The 21,576-nt window shown below is 74.8% G+C and carries 23 protein-coding genes and 1 riboswitch; of the genes, 17 read left to right on the forward strand and 6 right to left on the reverse strand.

Annotated features, from left to right (window positions below):
* The first annotated feature begins 44 nt into the window (after positions 1-44).
* From metK to EBO35_RS08405, 7 genes are all read left to right on the forward strand, one after another.
* Positions 45-1,241 carry a methionine adenosyltransferase gene (gene metK / locus EBO35_RS08375; protein WP_122817313.1) on the forward strand — a complete coding sequence of 399 codons (1,197 nt, stop codon included), beginning with the start codon at positions 45-47 and terminating at the stop codon, positions 1,239-1,241.
* 93 nt (positions 1,242-1,334) lie between these two features.
* Complete coding sequence (locus EBO35_RS08380; RefSeq protein ID WP_206422712.1) at positions 1,335-3,377, forward strand: primosomal protein N'; 2,043 nt, start codon at positions 1,335-1,337, stop codon at positions 3,375-3,377.
* Positions 3,378-3,450: 73 nt separating this feature from the next.
* Positions 3,451-3,996, forward strand: a complete 546-nt coding sequence (gene def / locus EBO35_RS08385; protein ID WP_122817314.1) for a peptide deformylase — start codon at positions 3,451-3,453, stop codon at positions 3,994-3,996.
* The gene (gene fmt, locus EBO35_RS08390; RefSeq protein WP_122817315.1) at positions 3,996-4,925 is read left to right on the forward strand and encodes a methionyl-tRNA formyltransferase; all 930 of its coding nucleotides are present in this window, start codon (positions 3,996-3,998) and stop codon (positions 4,923-4,925) included. The genes def and fmt overlap by 1 nt, the downstream gene beginning before the upstream one ends.
* A complete protein-coding gene (locus EBO35_RS08395; RefSeq protein WP_122817316.1) occupies positions 4,915-5,334 on the forward strand; it encodes an MmcQ/YjbR family DNA-binding protein in 420 nt (139 codons plus the stop codon). Before fmt ends, EBO35_RS08395 begins: the two co-directional genes overlap by 11 nt.
* Positions 5,327-6,754 carry an RsmB/NOP family class I SAM-dependent RNA methyltransferase gene (locus EBO35_RS08400; RefSeq protein ID WP_122817317.1) on the forward strand — a complete coding sequence of 476 codons (1,428 nt, stop codon included), beginning with the start codon at positions 5,327-5,329 and terminating at the stop codon, positions 6,752-6,754. The genes EBO35_RS08395 and EBO35_RS08400 overlap by 8 nt, the downstream gene beginning before the upstream one ends.
* 313 nt (positions 6,755-7,067) lie before the next feature.
* Complete coding sequence (locus EBO35_RS08405) at positions 7,068-7,748, forward strand: N-acetylmuramoyl-L-alanine amidase (RefSeq protein ID WP_122817318.1); 681 nt, start codon at positions 7,068-7,070, stop codon at positions 7,746-7,748.
* A gap of 13 nt (positions 7,749-7,761) precedes the next feature.
* On the opposite strand, the gene EBO35_RS08410 is transcribed toward EBO35_RS08405, so the two are convergent.
* A complete protein-coding gene (locus tag EBO35_RS08410) occupies positions 7,762-8,484 on the reverse strand; it encodes an AAA family ATPase (RefSeq protein WP_241153927.1) in 723 nt (240 codons plus the stop codon).
* A 39-nt stretch (positions 8,485-8,523) separates the two neighbouring features.
* Between EBO35_RS08410 and ligD the strand changes: the two genes are divergently transcribed.
* The 7 genes from ligD to ribH all read left to right on the forward strand — a co-directional run bounded on the left by ligD (position 8,524) and on the right by ribH (position 14,662).
* Positions 8,524-9,489 (forward strand): non-homologous end-joining DNA ligase, encoded by a 966-nt coding sequence (gene ligD / locus EBO35_RS08415; RefSeq protein ID WP_122817319.1) that lies wholly within the window; start codon positions 8,524-8,526, stop codon positions 9,487-9,489.
* A gap of 49 nt (positions 9,490-9,538) precedes the next feature.
* Complete coding sequence (gene rpe / locus EBO35_RS08420) at positions 9,539-10,204, forward strand: ribulose-phosphate 3-epimerase (protein WP_122817320.1); 666 nt, start codon at positions 9,539-9,541, stop codon at positions 10,202-10,204.
* Positions 10,205-10,305: 101 nt separating this feature from the next.
* Positions 10,306-10,436, forward strand: a riboswitch (FMN riboswitch).
* Positions 10,437-10,518: 82 nt separating this feature from the next.
* Complete coding sequence (gene ribD / locus EBO35_RS08425) at positions 10,519-11,562, forward strand: bifunctional diaminohydroxyphosphoribosylaminopyrimidine deaminase/5-amino-6-(5-phosphoribosylamino)uracil reductase RibD (protein WP_241153928.1); 1,044 nt, start codon at positions 10,519-10,521, stop codon at positions 11,560-11,562.
* A gap of 1 nt (position 11,563) precedes the next feature.
* Positions 11,564-12,187 (forward strand): riboflavin synthase, encoded by a 624-nt coding sequence (locus EBO35_RS08430; protein ID WP_122817321.1) that lies wholly within the window; start codon positions 11,564-11,566, stop codon positions 12,185-12,187.
* Positions 12,187-12,870, forward strand: coding sequence for a nicotinamide mononucleotide transporter family protein (locus EBO35_RS08435; RefSeq protein ID WP_122817322.1), 684 nt, complete (start codon positions 12,187-12,189; stop codon positions 12,868-12,870). Before EBO35_RS08430 ends, EBO35_RS08435 begins: the two co-directional genes overlap by 1 nt.
* Positions 12,867-14,177: a bifunctional 3,4-dihydroxy-2-butanone-4-phosphate synthase/GTP cyclohydrolase II gene (locus EBO35_RS08440; protein ID WP_122817323.1), complete on the forward strand. Its 1,311-nt coding sequence runs from the start codon at positions 12,867-12,869 to the stop codon at positions 14,175-14,177. Before EBO35_RS08435 ends, EBO35_RS08440 begins: the two co-directional genes overlap by 4 nt.
* The gene (ribH, locus tag EBO35_RS08445; protein WP_122817324.1) at positions 14,174-14,662 is read left to right on the forward strand and encodes a 6,7-dimethyl-8-ribityllumazine synthase; all 489 of its coding nucleotides are present in this window, start codon (positions 14,174-14,176) and stop codon (positions 14,660-14,662) included. Before EBO35_RS08440 ends, ribH begins: the two co-directional genes overlap by 4 nt.
* A 12-nt stretch (positions 14,663-14,674) precedes the next feature.
* Here the strand turns inward: ribH and EBO35_RS08450 are convergent, their stop codons facing one another.
* The 4 genes from EBO35_RS08450 to EBO35_RS08465 form a co-directional block, all read right to left on the reverse strand.
* Positions 14,675-15,058, reverse strand: a complete 384-nt coding sequence (locus EBO35_RS08450) for a response regulator (RefSeq protein ID WP_241153929.1) — start codon at positions 15,056-15,058, stop codon at positions 14,675-14,677.
* Positions 15,059-15,145: 87 nt separating this feature from the next.
* Entirely contained in the window at positions 15,146-15,712 is a 567-nt protein-coding gene (locus EBO35_RS08455) for a hypothetical protein (RefSeq protein WP_206422713.1), read from the reverse strand.
* On the reverse strand, positions 15,709-16,233 hold the full coding sequence (locus tag EBO35_RS08460; protein WP_206422714.1) for a pyruvoyl-dependent arginine decarboxylase: 525 nt from the start codon (positions 16,231-16,233) through the stop codon (positions 15,709-15,711). Before EBO35_RS08460 ends, EBO35_RS08455 begins: the two co-directional genes overlap by 4 nt.
* On the reverse strand, positions 16,230-18,920 hold the full coding sequence (locus tag EBO35_RS08465) for a sensor histidine kinase (protein ID WP_122817325.1): 2,691 nt from the start codon (positions 18,918-18,920) through the stop codon (positions 16,230-16,232). The genes EBO35_RS08460 and EBO35_RS08465 overlap by 4 nt, the downstream gene beginning before the upstream one ends.
* A gap of 87 nt (positions 18,921-19,007) precedes the next feature.
* Here EBO35_RS08465 and EBO35_RS08470 point away from each other — a divergent pair, with 87 nt between their 5' ends.
* Genes EBO35_RS08470 through EBO35_RS08480 form a run of 3 tightly spaced genes read left to right on the forward strand, consistent with a single transcriptional unit; the run spans position 19,008 to position 20,593 of the window.
* Positions 19,008-19,271 (forward strand): phosphoribosyl-ATP diphosphatase, encoded by a 264-nt coding sequence (locus EBO35_RS08470; RefSeq protein ID WP_122817326.1) that lies wholly within the window; start codon positions 19,008-19,010, stop codon positions 19,269-19,271.
* A gap of 25 nt (positions 19,272-19,296) precedes the next feature.
* A complete protein-coding gene (gene hisG / locus EBO35_RS08475; protein ID WP_122819509.1) occupies positions 19,297-20,139 on the forward strand; it encodes an ATP phosphoribosyltransferase in 843 nt (280 codons plus the stop codon).
* Positions 20,123-20,593 (forward strand): PH domain-containing protein, encoded by a 471-nt coding sequence (locus EBO35_RS08480; protein ID WP_122817327.1) that lies wholly within the window; start codon positions 20,123-20,125, stop codon positions 20,591-20,593. Before hisG ends, EBO35_RS08480 begins: the two co-directional genes overlap by 17 nt.
* Before the next feature lie 52 nt (positions 20,594-20,645).
* Here the strand turns inward: EBO35_RS08480 and EBO35_RS08485 are convergent, their stop codons facing one another.
* Positions 20,646-21,569 (reverse strand): aldose 1-epimerase family protein, encoded by a 924-nt coding sequence (locus EBO35_RS08485; protein WP_122817328.1) that lies wholly within the window; start codon positions 21,567-21,569, stop codon positions 20,646-20,648.
* Positions 21,570-21,576 lie beyond the last annotated feature (7 nt).

The raw sequence follows: 21,576 nt of genomic DNA on the forward strand, positions 1-21,576 counted from the left end.
GCCCCACCAGCGGCCACCTTCAACGAGCGGGAGCGAGCAGGACTGTGACTGGACGCCTTTTCACGTCGGAGTCGGTGACCGAGGGTCACCCGGACAAGATCGCCGACCAGATCAGCGACGCCGTCCTCGACGCCATGCTCGAGCAGGACCCGCACAGCCGGGTCGCGGTCGAGACGCTGCTGACCACCGGCCTGGTGGTCGTGGCCGGCGAGGTCACCACCAGCGGCTACGTCGACATCAAGGAGAAGGTCCGTCAGCGGGTCCTCGACATCGGCTACGACTCCTCGGAGAAGGGCTTCGACGGCAACTCCTGCGGCGTCATGGTCGCCATCGGCGGGCAGTCCGGTGACATCGCCCAGGGCGTCGACACCGGCATCGAGGCCCGGGTCGGGTCCTCCGAGGACGAGCTCGACCAGCAGGGCGCCGGCGACCAGGGCCTGATGTTCGGCTACGCCTGCGACGACACCCCCGAGCTGATGCCGCTGCCGATCAAGATCGCCCAGACGCTCTCCGAGCGCCTCTCCGCGGTCCGCAAGGACGGCACGCTGGAGTACCTGCGCCCCGACGGCAAGACCCAGGTCACCATCGAGTACGACGAGCAGAACCGCCCGGTGCGCGTCGACACCGTCGTGCTCTCGACCCAGCACGCCGAGGACATCGACCTGGAGAACACCCTCCAGCCCGACATCAAGAAGCACGTCATCGACCCGGTGCTGGCCTCCTTCGACATCCCGTCCGAGGGCTACCGGCTGCTGGTCAACCCGACCGGCCGCTTCGTGGTCGGCGGCCCGATGGGCGACGCCGGCCTGACCGGCCGCAAGATCATCGTCGACACCTACGGCGGCATGGCCCGCCACGGCGGCGGCGCCTTCTCGGGCAAGGACCCGTCGAAGGTGGACCGCTCGGCCGCCTACGCGATGCGCTGGGTCGCCAAGAACGTCGTCGCCGCCGGGCTGGCCCGCCGCTGCGAGGCCCAGGTCGCCTACGCCATCGGCAAGGCGCACCCGGTCGGCGTCTTCATCGAGACCTTCGGCACCGGCACGGTCTCCGACGAGGTCATCCAGCAGGCAGTCCTCCAGGTCTTCGACCTGCGCCCGGCCGCGATCATCCGGGACCTGGACCTGCTCCGCCCGATCTACGCCAAGACCGCTGCCTACGGTCACTTCGGCCGCGAGCTGCCCGAGTTCACCTGGGAGCGCACCGACCGCGCCGAGGCCCTGAACGCCGCCGTCGCCGGGTGACCGGGTGGGAGCTTCTGGGCCGAGCCGGTGGCCCGGAAGCTCCGGTTTCCCCCGCGAGGTACGGCGTCGGCGCCCGCTGGTAGACATCTGCCCATGAGCCCCGAGCGCCTGGAGCACCCCGAGCTTCCGGGGATGGTCCGGGCGACGGCCCGCGAGTCGCAGGCGAAGGCGCGGGCGACCCGGGCCCGCCGGGCCGCCACCGCCGAGATCGCCGACGTCGACCCGGTCGCGCGGGTGCTGGTCGACGTCGCGCTGGCCCACCTGGACCGGCCCTTCGACTACGCAGTGCCGGCCACGATGGCCGACGCCGCGCAGCCGGGGGTCCGGGTCAAGGTCCGCTTCGCCGGCCAGGACGTCGACGGGTACGTCGTCGAGCGGGCCGCCGAGTCCGACCACGCCGGACGGCTCGTCCCGCTGCGCCGGGTGGTGAGTCCCGAGCCGGTGCTCAGCCCCCAGGTCGCCGCGCTCTCCGCCGACCTCGCCGAGCGCTACGCCGGCACCCGCTCCGACGTCCTGCGGCTCGCGGTCCCGCCCCGGCACGCCACGACCGAGAAGGAGCCCAGCGAGCCGGCACCCGCCGGGCCCCCGGCGTCGGCGCTGGCGGACGCGGTGGCCGCCTGGGCGCCGTACCCGCTCTCCGAGGCGTTCCTGCGCCACCTCGCGAGCTCCGGGCGTCCCCGGGGCGTGTGGGCCGCCGCGCCCGGCGAGGACTGGCCGCGGCTGCTCGCCCACGCGGCGGCCGCCACCCTCGCCGGCGGCCGCGGCACGCTGATCTGCGTCCCCGACGGCAAGGACGCCGACCGGGTCGCCGCGGCGCTCACCGACGTGCTCGGACCCGGCCAGCACGTCGTGCTGCGCGCCGACGTCGGCCCGGCCGCCCGCTACCGCGACTTCCTCGCGGTCGCCCGCGGCGCCCGCCCGGTCGTGGTCGGCACCCGTGCCGCCGCCTTCGCCCCGGTGCACGACCTCGGCCTCGTGGTCGTCTGGGACGACGGCGACGACCTGCACGCCGAGCCGCGGGCGCCGTACCCGCACACCCGCGAGACCCTGCTGCTGCGCGCCGAGAGAGAGGGCGCTGCGGCGATCGTCGGCGGCTTCGCCCGGACCGTCGAGGCCGCCTACCTGCTGCGCACCGGCTGGGCCCAGGAGCTCGCGCCGCCGCGGGTCCTGGTGCGCGAGCGGGTCCGGGTCGCCGTGGCGGGGGCCAGCGACTTCGACCTGGAGCGGGACGCCCACGCCCGGGCGAGCCGGATGCCGCGCCAGGTCCACGACGCGGTCCGCATCGGCCTGGCCGACGGGCCGGTCCTGGTGCAGACCCCCCGAGCCGGCTACGTCCTCGCGCTGGCCTGCGAGCGCTGCCGCACCCCGGCGCGCTGCGCCGCCTGCGCCGGCCCGCTGGCGCTGACCGGCCCCGGCACCCCGCCGGGGTGCCGCTGGTGCGGCACCGCCGCCCCGGGGTGGGCCTGCGCCGAGTGCGGCCACCGCGGCCTGCGGGCCCCGGTCCTGGGCGACGCCCGCACCGCCGAGGAGCTCGGCCGGGCGTTCCCGGGCGCCCGGGTCGTCTCCTCGGCCGGGGAGCGGGTGCTGGCCGAGGTGGAGGGCCGCCCCGGGATCGTGGTCGCCACCCCCGGCGCGGAGCCGGTCGCCGAGGGCGGGTACGCCGTCGCGGTGCTGCTCGACACCTGGCTGCTGCTGGGCCGCGCCGACCTGCGCACCGAGGAGGAGGCGCTGCGGCGCTGGTCCAACGCCGTCGGCCTGGTCCGCCCCGGGGGGCGCGCGCTGGTGGTCGGCGACGCCGCGCACCCGGCGCTGCAGGCCCTGGTGCGCTGGGACCACGCCGGCTTCGCCGAGCGGGAGACCGCCGAGCGGGTGGCGGCGCACCTGCCGCCGGCCTCGCGGATGGCGACGCTGACCGGCGACCCGGGCGCGGTCGACGACGCGGTGACGCTGCTGGACCTGCCGCCGGCCGCCGACGTCCTGGGGCCGGTCGAGGTCGACGAGCAGAGCCGGGTGGTGCTCCGGGTGCCGCGCGCCCAGGGCCCGGCGCTGTCCCGCTCGCTGGGCGAGCTGCAGCGGGTCCGGGCCAGCCGCAAGCTCGATCCGGTGCGGATCCAGGTGGACCCGCCGAGCCTGTGATCCGCGGGTCCGTAGAATCGTTGGTCGACGTCCCATCCGCGAGATCCACAGCAGCCGAGGAGCACGACCACCCGTGGCGATCCAGCCCATCAGACTCTTCGGCGATCCGGTGCTGCGCAAGCCCGCCGTCGAGGTCGTCGACTTCGACCGCGAGCTGCGCCGGCTCGTCGAGGACCTCACCGACACGATGCTGGACGCCCCGGGCGCCGGCCTGGCCGCCCCGCAGATCGGGGTCGGGCTGCGGGTGTTCACCTGGCAGGTCGACGGCGAGCCGGGTCACCTGGTCAACCCGGTCCTCGACCTCTCCGAGGAGACCCAGGACGGCCCGGAGGGCTGCCTGTCGCTGCCGGACCTGACCTACGACTGCCGCCGCGCCCTCTCGGTGGTCGCCCGGGGCTTCGACATGCACGGCGAGCCGGTCACGATCCACGGCTCCGAGCTGCTCGCCCGGGCCCTCCAGCATGAGACCGACCACCTCGACGGGGTGCTGTTCATCGACCGGCTCGACGCCGAGGCCCGCAAGGCCGCGATGCGCGAGATCCGCGAGTCGGAGTGGTTCGGCCTCGAGCGGCCGACCGTGAAGGTCAGCCCGCACCGCACCCTCGGGTTCGGTCTGTGATGCGCGTCGTGTTCGCCGGCACCCCCGAGGTCGCCGTGCCCGCCCTGGACGCCGTCGCCGCCTCCGACCACGAGCTGGTCGGGGTGGTCACCCGCCCCGACGCGCCGTCCGGGCGCGGCCGCAAGCTGGTTGCCAGCCCGGTCGCCCAGCGCGCCGAGGAGCTCGGCGTACCGGTGCTCAAGCCCGCCCACCCCCGCGACCCCGACTTCCAGGCCGAGCTGCGGGCGCTGGCCCCGGACTGCTGCCCGGTGGTCGCGTACGGCGCCCTGCTGCCGCAGTCCGCGCTGGACATCCCGGTCCACGGCTGGGTCAACCTGCACTTCTCCTGCCTGCCCGCCTGGCGCGGCGCGGCCCCGGTGCAGCACGCGATCTGGGCCGGCGACGAGGTCACCGGCGCCACGACCTTCCGGATCGTCAAGGAGCTCGACGCCGGCCCGACCTTCGGGGTGATGACCGAGCGGATCCGGCCCACCGACACGGCCGGCGACCTGCTCGGCCGGCTCGCCGAGGGCGGAGCCGGGCTGCTGGTCGCGACCCTGGACGGCATTGCTCAGGGCGCCCTCGAGGCGCGTCCCCAGCAGGAGGAGGGCGTCAGCTTCGCCCCGAAGATCCTGGTCGAGGACGCCCGCATCGACTGGACCGAGCCCGCGGTCGCGGTGGACCGCCGGATCCGGGCCTGCACCCCGGGGCCCGGCGCCTGGTCGACGTACGCCGGGGAGCGGATCAAGATCGGCCCGGTCACCGTCGACGCCGAGGTGGAGCTGCCCCCGGGCACCCTCGGGGTCCGCAAGAACGCCGTCTTCGTCGGCACCGGCACCACAGCGGTCCGGCTCGGCGACGTCAAGGCGTTCGGCAAGAAGCAGATGGGGGCCGCGGACTGGGCGCGCGGCACCCGCGTCGAGACGGGCGCCGTGCTCGGTGACGGCTGAGCGCAGGCCGGCGCGGCCCGAGGACGTCGACGAGATCTGCCGGTCGCTGCCGGAGGTCGAGCTCGGGACGTCGTGGGGCGACGTGCCGACCTACCTGGTCCGCGGCCGGGGCTTCGTGCTGTTCCGCAAGCCCGACCACCATGCGCTCGACCCCGCGACCGGGGCGCCGTACGACGACCTGCTGGTGATCGTGACCGCCGGCCCGGGGGAGACCCGGGCGCTGCTCGCGGACCAGCGGCTGCCGTTCTTCACGATCGAGCACTTCGAGCGGACCCGCAGCAACGCGGTGCTCGTCTCGCAGTCCCGGCTCGGCGAGATCGACCGGGACGAGCTGGCCGAGGTCATCACCGAGGCCTGGGCCGCCCGCGCGCCGAAGCGCCTGGTCCGAGAGCACCTCGGCGATGGCTGAGCCCGCCCGGCGCCGCGGCGGCAACCGCCCGCGCAACGCCGCCCGCCCGCCGGCCGCCGCCGGCCGCGGCCGGCCCGTCGCCGACCCGGCCCGCGCCGCGGCCCTCGACGTGCTCAAGGCCGTCCGCGTCAACGACGCCTACGCGAACCTCGTGCTCCCCGCCGTGCTGCGCGAGCACGGCCTGACCGGTCGCGACGCGGCCTTCGCCACCGAGCTCGCCTCGGGGACGCTGCGCCGCCAGGGCACCTACGACGCGGTGCTGGCCGCCTGCATCGACCGGTCGCTGGCCAAGGTGGAGGCCAAGGTGCTCGACGCGCTGCGGCTCGGCACCCACCAGCTGCTCGGGATGCGGGTGCCGGCCCACGCCGCGATCAGCACGACAGTGGACCTGGTCCGGTCCCGGGTCGGCGCCGGCGCGGCCGGCTTCGCCAACGCCGTGCTGCGGCGGGTCTCCGAGCGGGACCTGGACGCCTGGGTCGCGCAGGTCGCCCCGGACGCCGGCACCGACCCGGTCGGCCACGCCGCCATCGCGCACTCCCATCCCCGCTGGGTGGTCGAGCAGCTGCGCCAGGCCGTCGGCCCCGAGGAGCTGGACGCGCTGCTGGCCGCCGACAACGCGGCACCCCGGGTCACGCTCGTCGCCCGTCCGGGCCGGGCCACCCGCGAGGAGCTGCCCGGCACGCCCACGCCGTACTCGCCCTACGGCGTCGTCCTCGACGGCGGCGACCCGGGCGCGGTGCCCGCGGTGGCCGAGGGACGCGCCGGCGTGCAGGACGAGGGCTCCCAGCTGGTCGCGGAGGCGCTCGCCGCCGCGCCCGTCGACGGGCCGGACCGGCTCTGGCTGGACCTGTGCGCCGGCCCGGGCGGCAAGGCCGCCCTGCTCGCCGCGCTGGCCGCCCAGCGGGGCGCGCGCCTGCTCGCGATCGAGCGGCAGCCCCACCGGGCGCGGCTGGTACGCCGTGCGGTGACCGGCAGCGACGGCGCCCCCGGCCTGCTCGGGGTCCTGGCCGCCGACGGCACCGCCGCGCCGCTGCCGCCCGGCAGCGTCGACCGGGTCCTGGTCGACGCGCCGTGCACGGGGCTCGGCGCGCTGCGCCGCCGCCCCGAGGCACGCTGGCGCCGGCGCCCCGACGACCTGCTGGAGCTGGTGCTGCTGCAGCGCGCCCTGGTGACCTCCGCGCTGGACCTGGTCCGCCCCGGCGGCGTCGTGCTCTACGCGACCTGCTCGCCGGTGACCGCCGAGACCTCCGGGGTCGTCACCTCGGTCCTCGAGCAGCGCCGCGACGCAGTCCTCGAGGACGCCGCCGGCCTGCTCCCGCAGGTCCCCGACGCCGCCGGCCCCACCCCCGGGACCCTCCAGCTGTGGCCGCACCGGCACGGCACCGACGCGATGTTCATGGCGCTGCTCCGCAAGCGCTGAGTTCCTGGCGCTGCTCCGCAAGCGCTGAGTTCCTGGCGCTGCTGCGCAAGCGCTGAGTTCCTGGCCCTGCTCCGCAAGCGCTGAGTTCCTGGCGCTGCTGCGCAAGCGCTGACGGCGCCCGGGGGACGCCGAGGATCCCCGGCGTACCGGGGATCCGCGGGGTTCTGGGGGTCTGCACGGGCCGAGAAGCGCGAGAACTGGCCGAGTAGTCCCGCGACGCGGCTCCCGGACGTCGACGACCGAGGGCGAGGCCGTCTCTCGACAAGGGCTCCTGGGTGGGCGACGCTGGCCGGGTCAGGAGGGAGGCGGTGCGATGGCCCCGAAGCCGCTGACCCGACGGGCCGTGCTCGGCGCCGGGCTCGCGCTGGGTGTCGCCGGGTGCGCCTCGGACGACGCGGAGCCCGAGGAGCCGGACGCGGCGGCGACGTACGGGCCCGACGACCCGGGGGCGGTGGTGGTCCGGGCGCGGGAGGGCTGGGGCGCGGTGCCGGCCCGCGACGGTGCTGTCGAGCACGAGGTCACCCGGCTCACCGTCCACCACAGTGCCTACCGGCTGCGGGACAACGCCCGGGCGGCCGCGCAGCTGCGGTCCTTGCAGCGCGAGCACCTCGGGTCGGGGTGGCCGGACATCGCCTACCACTACCTCGTCGACCTCGCCGGCGTCGTGCACGAGGGGCGCGACAGCGGTACGGCGGGCGACTCCTACACGCCGTACGACACCGCCGGCCACCTGCAGGTCTGCCTGCTGGGGCACTTCGACGCCCAGCCGGTCACGCCGGCCCAGCTCGCCGGGCTGACCGCGATCCTGGCCTGGGGCGCCTTCCACCACGGCGCCGGCACCGACACCATCGCCGGCCACGGCGACCACGAGCCGAGCACCCCGTGCCCGGGCCGGAACCTGACCCGGATCGTCCACGACGGCTCGCTGCGGGCTGCCGTCGACCGTCGGCTCGGCGAGGCCGAGCCCCGACTGGTGCTGCTCCCTCCGCCCTGAGCGCCAGGGGGGCTCAGTCGAGCACGTGGCGCAGGTAGCGCTGCGGGGCGTCGAGGTAGGCGCGCCAGTGCTGGACCAGCTCGAGGTCCTCCCAGCGCGACGGGCGGTAGCCCCACTCGCCGACCTCGAGCACGGTGGCTCCCGGCATCGCGGCCAGCACCGGCGAGTGCGTCGCGCAGAGCACCTGCCCGCCGTCCTCGACCACGCGGTGCAGGGTCGAGACCAGCCCCAGGGTCGAGGAGAACGACAGGGCCGCCTCGGGCTCGTCGAGGCAGTAGAAGCCGGGGGAGTCGAAGCGGGTGCGCAGCACCTCGAGGAACGACTCGCCGTGGCTCATCTCGTGCAGGACGGCCTCGCCGCCGACCCCGTTCTCCTCGAGGTAGGAGTAGAGCCCGTGCATGGTCTCGGCGCGCAGGAAGAACCCCCAGCGGCCGGCGCCGATCCCGCGCCGCAGCCGCAGGTGGTGTCCCAGCGGTGACTCGCTGGGCCGGGTCCGGTGCCGGGCTCCGGTCGACCCGCCCTCCGGGTTGAGGCCGTACGCCGCGGCGATCGCCTCGACCAGCGTCGACTTGCCCGACCCGTTCTCGCCGACCAGGAAGGTCACGCCGCGGGGCAGGTCGAGGCCCTCGCGCGCCAGCTGGGCCACCGCCGGGATCGTCATCGGCCAGTGCCGGTCCTCGAGGCCGGGCCCCGGCACCACCTCGACGCGCATGACGGGCGGCTGGTCGAAGTCCACGTCGTACACCGTAGGGCCGGGCGCCGCTAGGTTGGCAGCATGGCAGCGTCGAAGTCGCCCTCGGTCGAGATCGAGGTCGACGACCGGGTGGTGCGGGTCAGCAACCCCGACCGGGTGTACTTCCCCGAGAGCGGCGCCACCAAGCTGGACCTGGTCGAGTACTACCTCGCGGTCGGCCCGGGCATCGTGAACGCGCTGTGGGAGCGCCCCTGCATGCTGCACCGCTTCCCGAAGGGGCTGGCGGGGGAGAAGGTGCACCAGAAGCGGCTGCCGGCGGGCGCTCCGCCGTGGGTGGAGACGGTCCAGCTGCACTTCCCGCGCTGGAACCGCACCGCCGACGAGCTCTGCGTCACCGAGCTGGCCAGCGTCATCTGGGCGGTGCAGATGTCGACTGTCGAGTTCCACCCCTGGAACAGCCGCCGCGAGGACACCGAGGCGCCCGACGAGTGGCGCATCGACCTCGACCCCGGGCCCGCGGCCGACTACGCCGCGGTCCGGCGGGTGGCGCACGTGGCCCAGGAGGTCCTCGACGAGCTCGGGGCGGTCGGCTATCCCAAGACCAGCGGCAGCAAGGGCCTGCACATCTACGTCCGGATCAAGCCCGAGCACGGCTTTCCCGACGTACGCCGCGGCGCTCTCGCGTTCGCCCGGGAGGTCGAGCGACGCGCCCCGCAGGACGTGACGACGACCTGGTGGCGCAAGGACCGCGACCCGGCGGCCGTGTTCCCGGACTACAACCAGAACGCCCGGGACCACACGATCGCGGCGGCGTACTCCGTGCGCGGCCTGCCGGACGCCCGGGTCTCCACGCCGATCCGGTGGGAGGAGGTCGACGAGTGCGAGCCGCGGGACTTCACGATCGCGACCGTGCCCGAGCGGTTCGCCCGGCTCGGCGACCTGCACGCCGACATCGACGAGCACGTCTTCGACATCGCGCCGCTGCTGGAGTGGGCCGAGCGGGACGAGGCCGAGGGCGCCGAGCCGCCGGCGGACCCCGAGGAGTGACCCCGGGCCGCCGCGTCGACCTGCTCGCCGACGCCTAGGATCGTGCCCCGTGGGACACATCCAGATCACGCCGAGCATCCTCAACGCCGACTTCGCGAACCTCGGGGCGGAGGTCGCCCGGATCGGCAGCGCCGACTGGGTGCACGTCGACGTCATGGACAACCACTTCGTCCCGAACCTCACCTTCGGCCCGACCATGGTGGAGGCGCTGGCGCGCAGCACCGACCTGCCGCTCGACGCGCACCTGATGATCGAGGACCCCGACCGGCACGCCCCGGCGTACGTCGAGGCGGGCTGCGGCTCGGTCACGTTCCACGCCGAGGCCGCGAAGGCGCCGGTGCGGCTGGCCCGTGAGATCCGGGCGGCCGGCGGGCGGGCCAGCATGGCGCTGAAGCCGGCCACCCCGGTCGAGCCGTACGAGGACCTGCTCCCCGAGCTGGACATGCTGCTGCTGATGACCGTCGAGCCCGGCTTCGGCGGCCAGAAGTTCCTCGACCTGGTGCTGCCGAAGATCCGCCGGGCCCGCGCGCTGCTGGCCAAGCACGGGCTGGAGACCTGGCTGCAGGTCGACGGCGGGGTGTCGCTGGAGACCATCGAGCGCTGCGCCGAGGCCGGCGCCGACGTGTTCGTGGCCGGCTCGGCCGTCTACTCCGCCGACGACCCGGACCGGATGGTGGCCGAGCTGCGCGCCGCCGCGGAGACCGCGCGCCACTGACGGGCCACTGACGGACGCCGCCTCCCGGTTCCGCCTGGTGGGCCGCCGAGCCGGCCGTCGTGGCCCGGCTGTGGCAGACTCGTCCCCGACGAGCTAACTACTCGCGTGCTCTGGGGTCGGTGTAATTCCGAGCCGGCGGTGAAAGTCCGCGACCCGGTCGCAGCCAGCGACCGGTTGATCAGGTGCAACTCCTGGACCGACGGTGAAAGTCCGGATGGGAAGACGCACGCAGGTGACCCCGGCCGTCCGACCACGGACGAGCGCAGGGCGACCCGTCAGGCCCCGGAGACCGCGACCGGACCAGGGGCCCACCGATGACCTTCAGCGACGCCGAGCGCGACGCGATGCGCCGCGCACTCGCGCTCGCGGCCACCCCGCGCATCCCCCGGGGGCCCAACCCCCGCGTCGGGTGCGTGCTGCTGGACGCGGCGGGCCGCACGATCGCCGAGGGGTTCCACCGCGGCGCCGGGACCGCCCACGCCGAGGTCGACGCGCTGGCCCGGGCGGGGGAGGCCGCCCGCGGCAGCACCGCGGTCGTGACGCTCGAGCCGTGCAACCACACCGGCCGGACCGGGCCGTGCGCGCTGGCCCTGGTCGGGGCCGGGGTGCGCCGCGTCGTGCTCGCGCAGCAGGACCCGAACCCGCTCGCCGCGGGCGGGGCCGCCACGCTGCGCGCCGCCGGGGTCGAGGTCGAGAGCGGGCTGCTCGAGGACGACGCCCGCGCGCTCAACCGGGCCTGGGCCTTCGCCGTCGAGCACGACCGGCCGCTCGTCACCTGGAAGTTCGCCGCCAGCCTGGACGGGCGCAGCGCCGCCGCCGACGGCACCAGCCGCTGGATCAGCTCCACCGCCGCCCGACTGGACACCCACCGGCTGCGGGCGGAGTGCGACACGATGCTGGTCGGCACCGGCACCGTCGCGATCGACGACCCGCTGCTCACGGTCCGCGACGAGCACGGCACGCCGCTGGCGCACCAGCCGCTGCGCGCGGTCATGGGCGAGCGCGACCTCGACCCCGGCCGCCGGGTGCTGGGCCCCGACGCCGAGACCGTGCACCTGCGCACCCGCGATCCGCACGCGGCGCTCGCCGAGCTGCACCGCCGCGAGCGCCGGCACGTCTTCCTCGAGGGCGGTCCCACGCTGGCTGCCGCCTTCCTGCGCGCCGGCCTGGTCGACGAGATCGTGGCGTACGTCGCGCCGCTGCTGCTCGGCGCGGGGCGGGCGGCGGTGGGCGACCTGGGAATTCCCACGATCGCCGCGGCGTTGCGCCCGCTGGTCACCGACGTGACGGTCCTCCCCGGCGTCGACGGCGAGCAGCCGAACATCCGACTCACACTCGTTCCCGCCCAGGAGGCCTGACATGTTCACCGGAATCGTCGAGGAGCTCGGCACCGTCGACGTCGTCGAGGACCAGGGGGACGCGATCCGGCTCACCGTCCGGGCGGACGTCACCCTGGACGGCACCGGCCTGGGCGACTCGATCGCCGTCAACGGCTGCTGCCTGACGGTGGCCGCGCGCACCGAGGGGACGTGGACTGCCGACGTGATGCAGGAGACCCTCGACAAGACCGGCCTGCGGGGTGTGGCCCCCGGCGACCGGGTGAACCTGGAGCGCGCCGTCACCGTCGAGAAGCGGCTCGGCGGGCACCTCGTCCAGGGCCACGTCGACGGGGTGGGCGAGATCCTCGCGCGGACCCCGAGCGAGCACTGGGAGGTCGTCGAGATCGGGCTGCCGCCCGCGCTGTCGCGCTACCTGGTCGACAAGGGCTCGATCACCGTCGACGGCGTCAGCCTCACCGTCGTCGACGTCGGCGAGGCCTCGTTCACGGTGAGCCTGATCCCCGAGACCCTGGCCCGCACCACCCTCGGGCGCCGGGCGCCCGGGGACCTGGTCAACCTCGAGGCCGACGTGATCGCCAAGCATGTCGAGCGGCTGCTGGCCGGCGGCTACCTGGACCGGTCGGCGACGGGGGAGGACTCCTGATGCTGGACTGGCTCCTGCACGGGCAGATCGCCGTCGGCGAGGGCCACCTCGCGGTCCGCGAGGTGGTCGGGAACGTCTTCGGGCTCGCCAGCGCGCTGCTCGGGATGCGCCTGGTCGTGTGGGCCTGGCCGGTCGGCCTGGTCGGCAACGCGCTGCTGTTCACGGTCTTCGTCAGCGGCGAGCTCAGCGGCGCCGTCGCCGAGCCGCTGTGGGGGCAGGCCGGGCGGCAGGTGATGTTCGCGATCGTCGGCGGCTACGGCTGGTGGCGCTGGTCGCGGCACCGGGCAGAGGGCGCCGCCCGCGTCGCCTGGGCGCCGCGCTGGGCCACCTGGTCCGAGCGGCTGGTGCTGCTCGCCGCCGGCGCCGCGGCGTACGCCGTGGCCTGGGCCGTCCTGCACCGGATCGGCTCCTGGGGCCCGGCCACCGAGGCCTGGATCCTGGCCGGCTCGCTGCTGGCCACCTGGGGCATGGCCCGCGGGTGGGTCGAGTTCTGGCTGGTCTGGATCGCGGTCGACGTCGTCGGCGTCACCAGCCTGGTCCGCGCCGGCTACTACCCGACCGCGGCGATGTACCTCTTCTACGGCGCGTTCTGCGTCATCGGGCTGTTCGCCTGGTGGCGTCTGGAGCGGGCCGCTCGCACCAGGCCGGGGGCCATCCCGGTCGACGAAGGAGTTCCCGCATGACCAGCAACCCCCTGGGCCGCCCGCAGCACGGCGGGATCCGGCTCGACCCCGTCGAGCGCGCCGTCGCCGACATCGCCGCCGGCCGGGCGGTCGTGGTCGTCGACGACGAGGGCCGCGAGAACGAGGGCGACATCATCTTCGCGGCCAGCAAGGCCACGCCGGAGCTGATGGCGTTCACGATCCGGCACTCCAGCGGCGTGATCTGCGTGCCGATGCCCGGGGAGATGCTGGACCGGCTCGAGATCCCGCTGATGACCCCGCACAACAAGGACCGGCTGCGCACGGCGTACACGATCTCGGTGGACGCCCGCGACGGCGTCAGCACCGGCATCTCCGCCGCGGACCGGGCCCACACCGCCCGGGTCCTGGCCGACTCGGCGACCGAGCCCTGGGAGATCACCCGCCCCGGCCACGTCTTCCCGCTGCGCTACCGCGAGGGCGGGGTGCTGGTGCGCCGCGGGCACACCGAGGCCGCCGTGGACCTCGCGAAGCTGGCGGGGCTGACCCCGGCGGGGGTGCTGGTGGAGGTCGTCAACGACGACGGCACGATGAAGCGGGCCCCCGAGCTGCGCGAGTTCGCCGACGAGCACGGCCTGGCGATGATCTCCATCGAGGACCTCGTGAAGTACCGCCGCCGCCACGAGGAGCACGTGGAGCGGGTCGCCGAGACCCGGCTCCCGACCCGGGCCGGCGAGTTCACGGCCTACGGCTACCGGATCACGATCGACGGCTCCGAGCACCTCGCCCTCGTCCACGGCGACGTCTCCGGGCCCGAGCCGGTGCTCACCCGGGTGCACTCGGAGTGCCTGACCGGTGACGTCTTCGGCAGCCGACGCTGTGACTGCGGACCGCAGCTGGACGAGGCGATCGAGCGGATCATGGCCGAGGGCCGGGGCGTCGTGGTCTACCTGCGCGGGCACGAGGGCCGCGGGATCGGCCTGGTCGGGAAGCTGCAGGCCTACCAGCTCCAGGACGGCGGTCGCGACACCGTCGACGCCAACCTCGACCTGGGCCTGCCCGCCGACGCCCGGCACTACGGCACCGCCACCCAGATCCTCAAGGATCTCGGGGTCGAGGCGGTCCGGCTGCTGACCAACAACCCGGGGAAGGTCTCCGACCTGGAGGACTACGGGATCACCGTGACCGAGCGGGTACCGCTCACCCCGCACCCCAACGACCACAACCTCGCCTATCTGCTGACCAAGCGGGACCGGATGGGACACGTGCTGCCGGACCTGGACCACGGCCCGCGCACCGACCCCGCGGACCCGGTCGCCAGCACCCTCACGAACGGAGGTCCGCGATGAGCGGAGCCGGAGCCCCCACCCACCAGCCCGTCGACTGCCACGACCTGCGGGTCGCGGTCGTCGCCGCCACCTGGCACGAGCAGGTGATGGACGGCCTGCTGGCCGGCGCCGCCCGCGCCTTCGCCGACTACCGCGTCGACGCGCCAGTGGTGGTCCGGGTGCCGGGCGCGTTCGAGCTGCCGGTCGTGGCGGGCGCGCTCGCGGCCCACGGGTACGAGGCCGTGATCGCGCTCGGCGTGGTGATCCGCGGCGGCACCCCGCACTTCGAGTACGTCTGCTCCGCGGCCACCGACGGCCTGGCCCGAGTCGCGCTCGACCACACGGTCGCCCTCGGGTTCGGCGTGCTGACCTGCGACGACGAGCAGCAGGCGCTGGACCGGGCCGGCCTGGAGGGGTCCCGGGAGGACAAGGGCTACGAGGCCGCGTCCGCGGCGCTTCTGACCGCCCAGACGCTCAAGCGGGTCCGGCGCGGGTACGACGCCTGAGCGCCGCCCGGGCTACCAGCCCAGCAGGGCGGCCATCTCGGTGGCCAGCGACATCGGGTCGAACGGCTTGGAGATGACACCGGCGACCGCCAGGCCGGCCCAGGCCTCGTGCGCGTCGCCGCGGATCTTCGCGGTCAGGAACACCACCGGGATGTCCCGGGTGGCCGCGTCGTCGCGCAGGTGCTGGAACGTGCTGGGACCGTCCATGCCGGGCATCATCACGTCGAGGAGCACCGCGTCGGGACGCTGCTCCCGGGCGATCCGGACGGCTTCCTCGCCGCCGCTGGCCGGCAGGACCTGCCACCCGCCGACCAGCTCGAGCGCGATCTGGGTGATCTCGCGGATCGAGTCGTCGTCGTCGACCACCAGCACGGTGGGAACCGCGCCGTCCGCCACGAGACCACCTCTTCCTCATCGCCCCGGGTCCCCCGAGGGACTGTCACCGGCTGGCCGGCAGCCTAGCGCCGATCCGTGCCGGCCGGCTCAGCGGACGACGTGCTCGGCCGCGTAGTAGGTCTGCCGGTCGATCGGGTGCACGTCGAGCGCCGCGTGCACGCTGAGCATCTGCTGGATCCCGGCGCCGAGGCCGAGCTCGTCGTTGTAGAGGCAGATGTCCCACGCGCACACGGCGCGCTCGGCGAGGATCAGGTCGGTGACCGCGGCGATCATCGCCCCGAAGACGCGCTGCTGGCGGTGACCGGGCCGCACCAGCGTGAAGCCCAGGTAGTAGACGGCGTCGCGCGCGGACTGCTCGGGGTAGTGGTGGGCGAAGTAGCCCGGGCTGATCCAGGGCACCGTCTCCAGGTGCCGGGTGAGCGTGGTCAGGCCGATCACCTGGTCGCCGTCCCAGGCGAGGTACTTGCTGACCCGCGGGTCGTGCATCTCCTCGAGGAACTCCGACTCGTGCAGCAGCTGGCGCGCCACCGCCCGGTGCTCGAGCTCGCCGAAGGTCTCCCGGTAGAGCTCGTAGTAGCGCGCGGAGGTCGCGGCGTCCAGGTCGGTGGCCACCGTGACCCGCACCGGTGCCGCGGGCCGCGCCTCGGCGCTCACCCGACGCTCCACGGGACGGTCTCGTACGCCGCGACCGCGAGCGCGCAGGCCGGCAGCTCGGTGCAGGTCGCGGAGACCGTGAGCATCTCCAGGCGCTCGAAGCCGCCGCCGCGGTGCGCGACCAGGTCCTCGAGGCTGGAGCGGATCAGCTCCTGGAGGGCCTTCTCGGAGGTCGCGGTGTGCTCGACGAAGAGACCCGCGCCGGTCTCGTCGTCGACGGCCCACCCCAGGCCGGCCCACCCCGTGTCGCCCGGCTGGTCGGCGTACGCCGCGGCCAGGACGCAGAAGAGCCGGTCGCCGTGGCGTCCCTCGACGGGGTCCACAGCGCCGTCGTCCACGTGGTGCAGCCGGCTGGCGGGCGGGATCACCGAGGACAGCGTGATCAGGTTGTAGTTGCCGACGCCGGCCCGCAGCAGCGCGTGGTCGAACGCCGACAGGTGGGTGCGACCCTCCCCGACGCCGGTGCGCAGCGTGATGTCCAGACCTGCGGCACTCGGCGCGGGCGGACTCTTGGGGTTCACCAAGGTTCTCCGTTCTGTCGTGCCATGACCCCGGTGGCCACGGCGAGGATGTCGTGGGCCAGCGCCTGCGTCGCCGAGCCTGGGGCGACCTCCGTGCGGTGCACGGCGACCAGCGCGGCGCGCTGCGCCGGGCGGTCGCGCAGCCGCGCCAGGGTGGCGACCGCGTCGCGGGCGTCGAGGTCGACCAGCAGCACTCGCGGGCCGGCCTCGTGTTCCGGACCACCGCTCGGCGCGTCCTGATCGGGATCGACAGCCGTGACCCGCGCGCAGTGGCCGGTCAGCGCCTCGGTCAGCGCCCGCCGGAGCTGGTGGTCGGTCTCGATGAGCAGCACCTCGGCGTCGCTCGGCGGGGCGCCCAGGGCGACCTGGAGCGAGGTGCACAGGCTCAGCGGGTCGACGCCGTCGCCGAGCGGCAGGGCCAGCAGGGTGAGGGCGGGCGGTCGTGCTCCCGGGTCGCCGGCGTCGGCGAAGCCCGCGCGGCCGACGTGCACGAGGTCGAAGCCGTGCCCGGTGAGCTGCTCGGTCCAGGTGGCGGCGGTCCGGTCGGTGCCGCCGACCACCGCGACGGCGGCGCGCGGCGCGGGCCGGTGGGTCCGGCTGGCCCGGGGGATGCTGAAGGAGACGGTCGTGCCCAGCCCGGGCCCGCTCTCGGCCCAGATCCGGCCGCCGTGACGCTCGACGATGCCGCGGCTGATGGCCAGCCCCAGGCCGGTGCCGCCCTTCTGGCGCGCGTCGGAGGAGTCCACCTGCTGGAAGCGCTCGAAGACCGCGTCCAGCTTGTCGGCCGGAATGCCGCGCCCGTGGTCGAGCACGCTGAACACGACCTCGTTCTCGCCGGGCGTCGCGGACACGACGACCTCGCTGCCGGGGTCGGAGAACTTGATGGCGTTGCCGAGCAGGTTGGTCAGGGTCTGCACGATCCGGTCGGCGTCCACGAAGACCCGGCCGCCGGCGGGGCCGTTGACCAGCGTGACGTCGACCGCGTCGGCCATCGCGCCCATCTCGCCGGTGGACCGGGCGATCAGGTCCGCCACGTCGTGCGTCCCCAGCTCGAGGTCGCCGCTGCCGGACTGGATGCGGTCGAGGTCGAGGATGTCGTTGATCAGCCGGGTCAGCCGCTCGCTGCTCTCGAGCGCGGTCTCGGCGATGCCCTGCGCACGGGGCCCGAGCGCACCCAGGGCGCCGCCGGCGAGAAGTCCCAGCGAGCCCCGGATCGAGGTCAGCGGGGTGCGCAGCTCGTGGCTGACGACCGAGACGAACTCGTTCTTCATCCGGTCGATCTCGCGGCGCTGGGTCATGTCGCGGAAGACCACGACCGCGCCGCTGGCCGGGCCCGAGGCGCCGTCCTCGTGGATCGGGCTCGCGGTGATCTCGACCGGGAACCGCTCGCCGTCGGCGCGGACGTAGACGTCCTGCTCGGCGAGCGCGCTGTGGCCGTCACGGATGGCCTCGGCGACGTAGCAGCCGGCCCAGGGGTACGGCGTGCCGTCGTGGCGCGGCGCGTGGAACCGCTCGTGCGCGTCCTGGCCGAGCAGGTCCTCCCGGGCGCAGCCGAGGGCCCGGGCCGCCGAGGGGTTGACGAAGGTGACCCGGCCCGCGCCGTCCACGCCGTAGATCCCGTCGCCGACGGAGCTGACGAGCAGGTCGGTCTGGCGGGCCATCCGGCGAAGGTCGGCGGTCTGTGCGCGGACCTGCTCCTCCAGCCCCCGGCGCAGCCGGCTGTGGTCCAGGGTGAGCAGGGTCTGCCGGGCGCCGACGGCGGCCACGATCACCAGCCACAGCAGGCCCTGGGCGGTCCCGAAGCGTCCCGCCACCGGGGCCAGCACCTGCACGGCGCCGGCCACGAGCACCACGGCGTACACGACGGCTGTCGCCCGCGCGTCGGAGAGACTGGCGGGGGCCGGGGACGGACCCTCCTCGTGGGCGCTGGGATACCAGGCGGCGAGGCCGATCAGGAGGTAGCCGGCCATCCAGCCCAGGTCGACCAGGGTGCCGAACTGGAACTCCCGGGTCGCCACCAGGACGGCGAAGGCGAGGTCGGCGACGGTGTACATCACGAAGCCGGCCGAGATCAGGGCGAGCGCCGGCCGGTCGGCGCCGGTGCTGCGCACGATCAGCAGCAGCGCCACGGTGACCAGCACGACGTCGAAGACCGGGATCAGCTGGGTCGTCAGCGCGGTGCGGTGCGCCGAGTCGCTCTCCAGCACCCGCTGGTAGACCAGGATCGAGGTCGTCACCACGACGGCCGCCGCGATGACCGCGCCGTCGAGGATCAGCAGGGTCCGGTCGATGCCGCGCCGGCGGATCGTGGGGAACGTGAGCAGGGCGGCGGTCGAGAGCAGCAGGGCCAGGCAGATGATGCCGTCGCCCACCCCGCTGGGGGAGTCCACCGGGTCGGCGCCCATGCCGGCCACCCACAGGTTGCTGGCGATGCCGGCGAGCCCGGCGGCGGCGACCAGCACCCAGGTGCGCCGTCGGCGGCCCCGGGTCTGGCGGACCCGCACCAGGCAGGCGGTGATGCCGACCGCCGCCGAGGTGATCAGGCCCAGGCCGCTGGCGGGCTCCCGCACCGACGCCGGCACCAGGGGGGAGAGCAGGACCGCGAACGCCAGGCACAGCAGTGCGGAGCAGGGCACAGCCCTCGCGAACCGCCGCCGCTGGACTGCCAACGGCGCGGCGTGGCTCATGGGCGTGAACCTACCAGCGCGCGGCCGTGGGTCCGCGCCCTGGCCCGGAGGCCGGGGCGCTCGCGGGACCACCTAGGCTGGTGGCCCGTGAAGACGTTCGACGAGCTCTGGGCCGAGCTGTCCGAGAAGGCCCGGACCCGACCCGCAGGATCCGGCACCGTGCGCGAGCTCGACGCCGGGGTCCATGCGATCGGCAAGAAGCTGGTCGAGGAGGCCGCCGAGTCCTGGATGGCCGCCGAGCACGAGGGCGCCGAGCGCGCGGCCGAGGAGATCAGCCAGCTGCTCTACCACGCCCAGGTGCTGATGCTGGCCCGCGGGATCACGCTCGACGACGTCTACGCCCACCTCTGAGGATCCCGTGTCTGCCACCCCGCCCCTGCTCCGCGTAGCAGTCCCGAACAAGGGATCGCTGTCCCAGTCCGCCCAGGAGATCCTGCGCGAGGCCGGCTACCGCCAGCGCGACGACTCCAAGCAGCTCGCCCTGACCGACGCCGAGAACGGCGTCGAGTTCTTCTACCTGCGCCCGCGCGACATCGCGCTGTACGTCGGGAGGGGCACCCTCGACGTCGGCATCACCGGGCGCGACCTGCTGCGCGACTCGCGCGCCGACGCCGAGGAGGTCGTCGCGCTCGGCTTCGGCCGCAGCCGGTTCCGGTTCGCCGGCCCGCGCGGGTCGTTCTCCGAGGTCGCCGACCTGGCCGGCACCCGCATCGCCACGTCCTACGACGGCGTGGTGCGGGACTTCCTGGCCGAGCGGGGGATCGCCGCGGACGTCGTGCGACTCGACGGCGCGGTCGAGACCAGCATCCAGCTCGGGGTCGCCGACGCGATCGCGGACGTGGTCGAGACCGGCAGCACCCTGCGCCAGGCCGGCCTGGAGACCTTCGGGGAGACGATCCTCGACTCCGAGGCGGTCCTGGTCACCCGCCGTGGCGAGGTGCCGACCGGGTTCGAGACCTTCAAGCGCCGCGTCGACGGTGTCCTGGTGGCCCGCAGCTACGTGATGATGGACTACGACATCGAGCTCGACCGGGTGCAGGCGGCGGTCGCGCTGACGCCGGGCATCGAGAGCCCGACGGTCTCCCCGCTGCACCGCGAGGGCTGGGTCGCGGTTCGCGCGATGGTCCCGCGCGAGGGCTCCCAGCGGCTGATGGACGAGCTGTGGGAGCGCGGCGCCCGCGGCATCCTGCTGACGGAGATCAATGCCTGCCGACTCTGAGCGTCCGGACCCCGCGACCGCGCAGCAGCGGCTGCCGCGCACCTGGCGACCGCTGGGGCCACGGATCGCCGGCATCGTCTTCGGCGGCGCGCTGCTCGTGGTCTTCGGGGTCGCCTGGGTGACCCTGGGTGCGGAGAACCGCGCCAAGTTCACGCCGTTCCAGATCGGCACGATGGTCGTGCTGACCGCGCTCGGCTACGCGGTGATCTACGCGCTGGTCCGCTCGCGGGTCGTCGCCGAGCCCGACCGGCTGGTGATCGTCAACGGCTACCGGCGCCGGGAGCTCGACTGGGCCGAGGTCGTCGCGATCCGGCTGCCGCCTGGCGCGCCGTGGGCGACGCTGGACCTCAGCGATGGGACGACCGTCTCGGCGATGGGGATCCAGGGCTCCGACGGGGCCCGCGCCCAGCAGGCCGTGCGCGAGATCCGGACGCTCGCCGACCGGCTGGGCTGACCGGCTGGGCTGGCCGGCTGGGCTGGCCGGACCCGACCCGATCCGGTCGGGCTCAGTCCAGGGCCCGGATGCCCCAGCAGGTCGAGAGCTCGTCGTCGGCGGAGCCGGCCGGGCCGAGCGTCACGACGTCCTCCCCGGACCGGAACGCGTCGGGCGGCGCGGTCATCGGCTCGACGGCCAGGGAGCGCCGGGCGGTGCCCGCGACGTCGTCGGCGGAGTAGACCTGCAGCCAGCCGTGGTGCCCGTCGACCCACAGGGCCACGCCCAGGCCCGAGGACGGGTCGCGCAGCACCACGGTCGCCACGCCCGAGGCGTCCCGCTCGAGGTCGGTGAAGGCGTCGTTGAGCGGGAGCCGGCGCAGCGGCCGCGGCACCCGGAAGTCGTACGGCGTGCCGTCCACCGGCTCGCGGCCGACCGGCAGCAGCCGGTCGTCGACCAGGGTCCGGCTCGCCGCGGGGACGAGGAGCTCCAGCCGGTCCACGGGTCCCGAACCCACCGCGAGGTAGGGGTGCGCGCCGCTGGCGTACGGCGCCGCCTCGGCGGCGTGGTTGGTGGCGGTCTGGGTGACGGTCAGGCCGTCGGCCGAGAGGTCGTAGACCACCCGCAGGTCCAGGGTCCACGGATAGCCGGTCTGCGCCATCAGCCGGTAGGTCAGCGCCACGGAGTGGGCCGTGTGCTCCTCCACGGTCCAGGCGACCCAGCGGGCCAGGCCGTGGGAGGCGTTGTGCCGGCCCGGCTCGGTCAGCGGGAGCTGCAGGTCGCGCCCGCTCCAGCGGTAGCGCCCGTCCCGGATCCGGTTGGGCCAGGGCATCAGCAGCTGGCCGCGGCCGCCGGAGGACATCGCGTCGACCGCGAAGCCGTCGACGAGGTGCCGACCGCCGTGGCAGAACTCCCGCAGCGCGCCGCCGCTCTCGGTCACGACCGCCCGGTAGCCGCCGGCCGAGATCTCGAACTGGTCACCGCTGGGAGGAAGCACGCCGCAC

Origin of the sequence: Nocardioides pantholopis (assembly GCF_003710085.1) — a bacterium.
GTDB classification, from domain to species: Bacteria; Actinomycetota; Actinomycetes; order Propionibacteriales; family Nocardioidaceae; genus Nocardioides; species Nocardioides pantholopis.

What these genes read in the sequence shown, in the direction of transcription:
- EBO35_RS08400 (WP_122817317.1), top strand. Translation starts at nt 5,327, where the DNA reads ATGGCTGAGCCCGCCCGGCGCCGCGGCGGCAACCGCCCGCGCAACGCC.
- EBO35_RS08435 (WP_122817322.1), top strand. Translation starts at nt 12,187, where the DNA reads ATGCTGGACTGGCTCCTGCACGGGCAGATCGCCGTCGGCGAGGGCCAC.
- ligD (WP_122817319.1), top strand. Translation starts at nt 8,524, where the DNA reads ATGGCAGCGTCGAAGTCGCCCTCGGTCGAGATCGAGGTCGACGACCGG.
- EBO35_RS08480 (WP_122817327.1), top strand. Translation starts at nt 20,123, where the DNA reads ATGCCTGCCGACTCTGAGCGTCCGGACCCCGCGACCGCGCAGCAGCGG.
- ribD (WP_241153928.1), top strand. Translation starts at nt 10,519, where the DNA reads ATGACCTTCAGCGACGCCGAGCGCGACGCGATGCGCCGCGCACTCGCG.
- EBO35_RS08380 (WP_206422712.1), top strand. Translation starts at nt 1,335, where the DNA reads ATGAGCCCCGAGCGCCTGGAGCACCCCGAGCTTCCGGGGATGGTCCGG.
- EBO35_RS08465 (WP_122817325.1), bottom strand. Translation starts at nt 18,920, where the DNA reads ATGAGCCACGCCGCGCCGTTGGCAGTCCAGCGGCGGCGGTTCGCGAGG.
- EBO35_RS08430 (WP_122817321.1), top strand. Translation starts at nt 11,564, where the DNA reads ATGTTCACCGGAATCGTCGAGGAGCTCGGCACCGTCGACGTCGTCGAG.
- fmt (WP_122817315.1), top strand. Translation starts at nt 3,996, where the DNA reads ATGCGCGTCGTGTTCGCCGGCACCCCCGAGGTCGCCGTGCCCGCCCTG.
- EBO35_RS08405 (WP_122817318.1), top strand. Translation starts at nt 7,068, where the DNA reads ATGGCCCCGAAGCCGCTGACCCGACGGGCCGTGCTCGGCGCCGGGCTC.
- EBO35_RS08440 (WP_122817323.1), top strand. Translation starts at nt 12,867, where the DNA reads ATGACCAGCAACCCCCTGGGCCGCCCGCAGCACGGCGGGATCCGGCTC.
- ribH (WP_122817324.1), top strand. Translation starts at nt 14,174, where the DNA reads ATGAGCGGAGCCGGAGCCCCCACCCACCAGCCCGTCGACTGCCACGAC.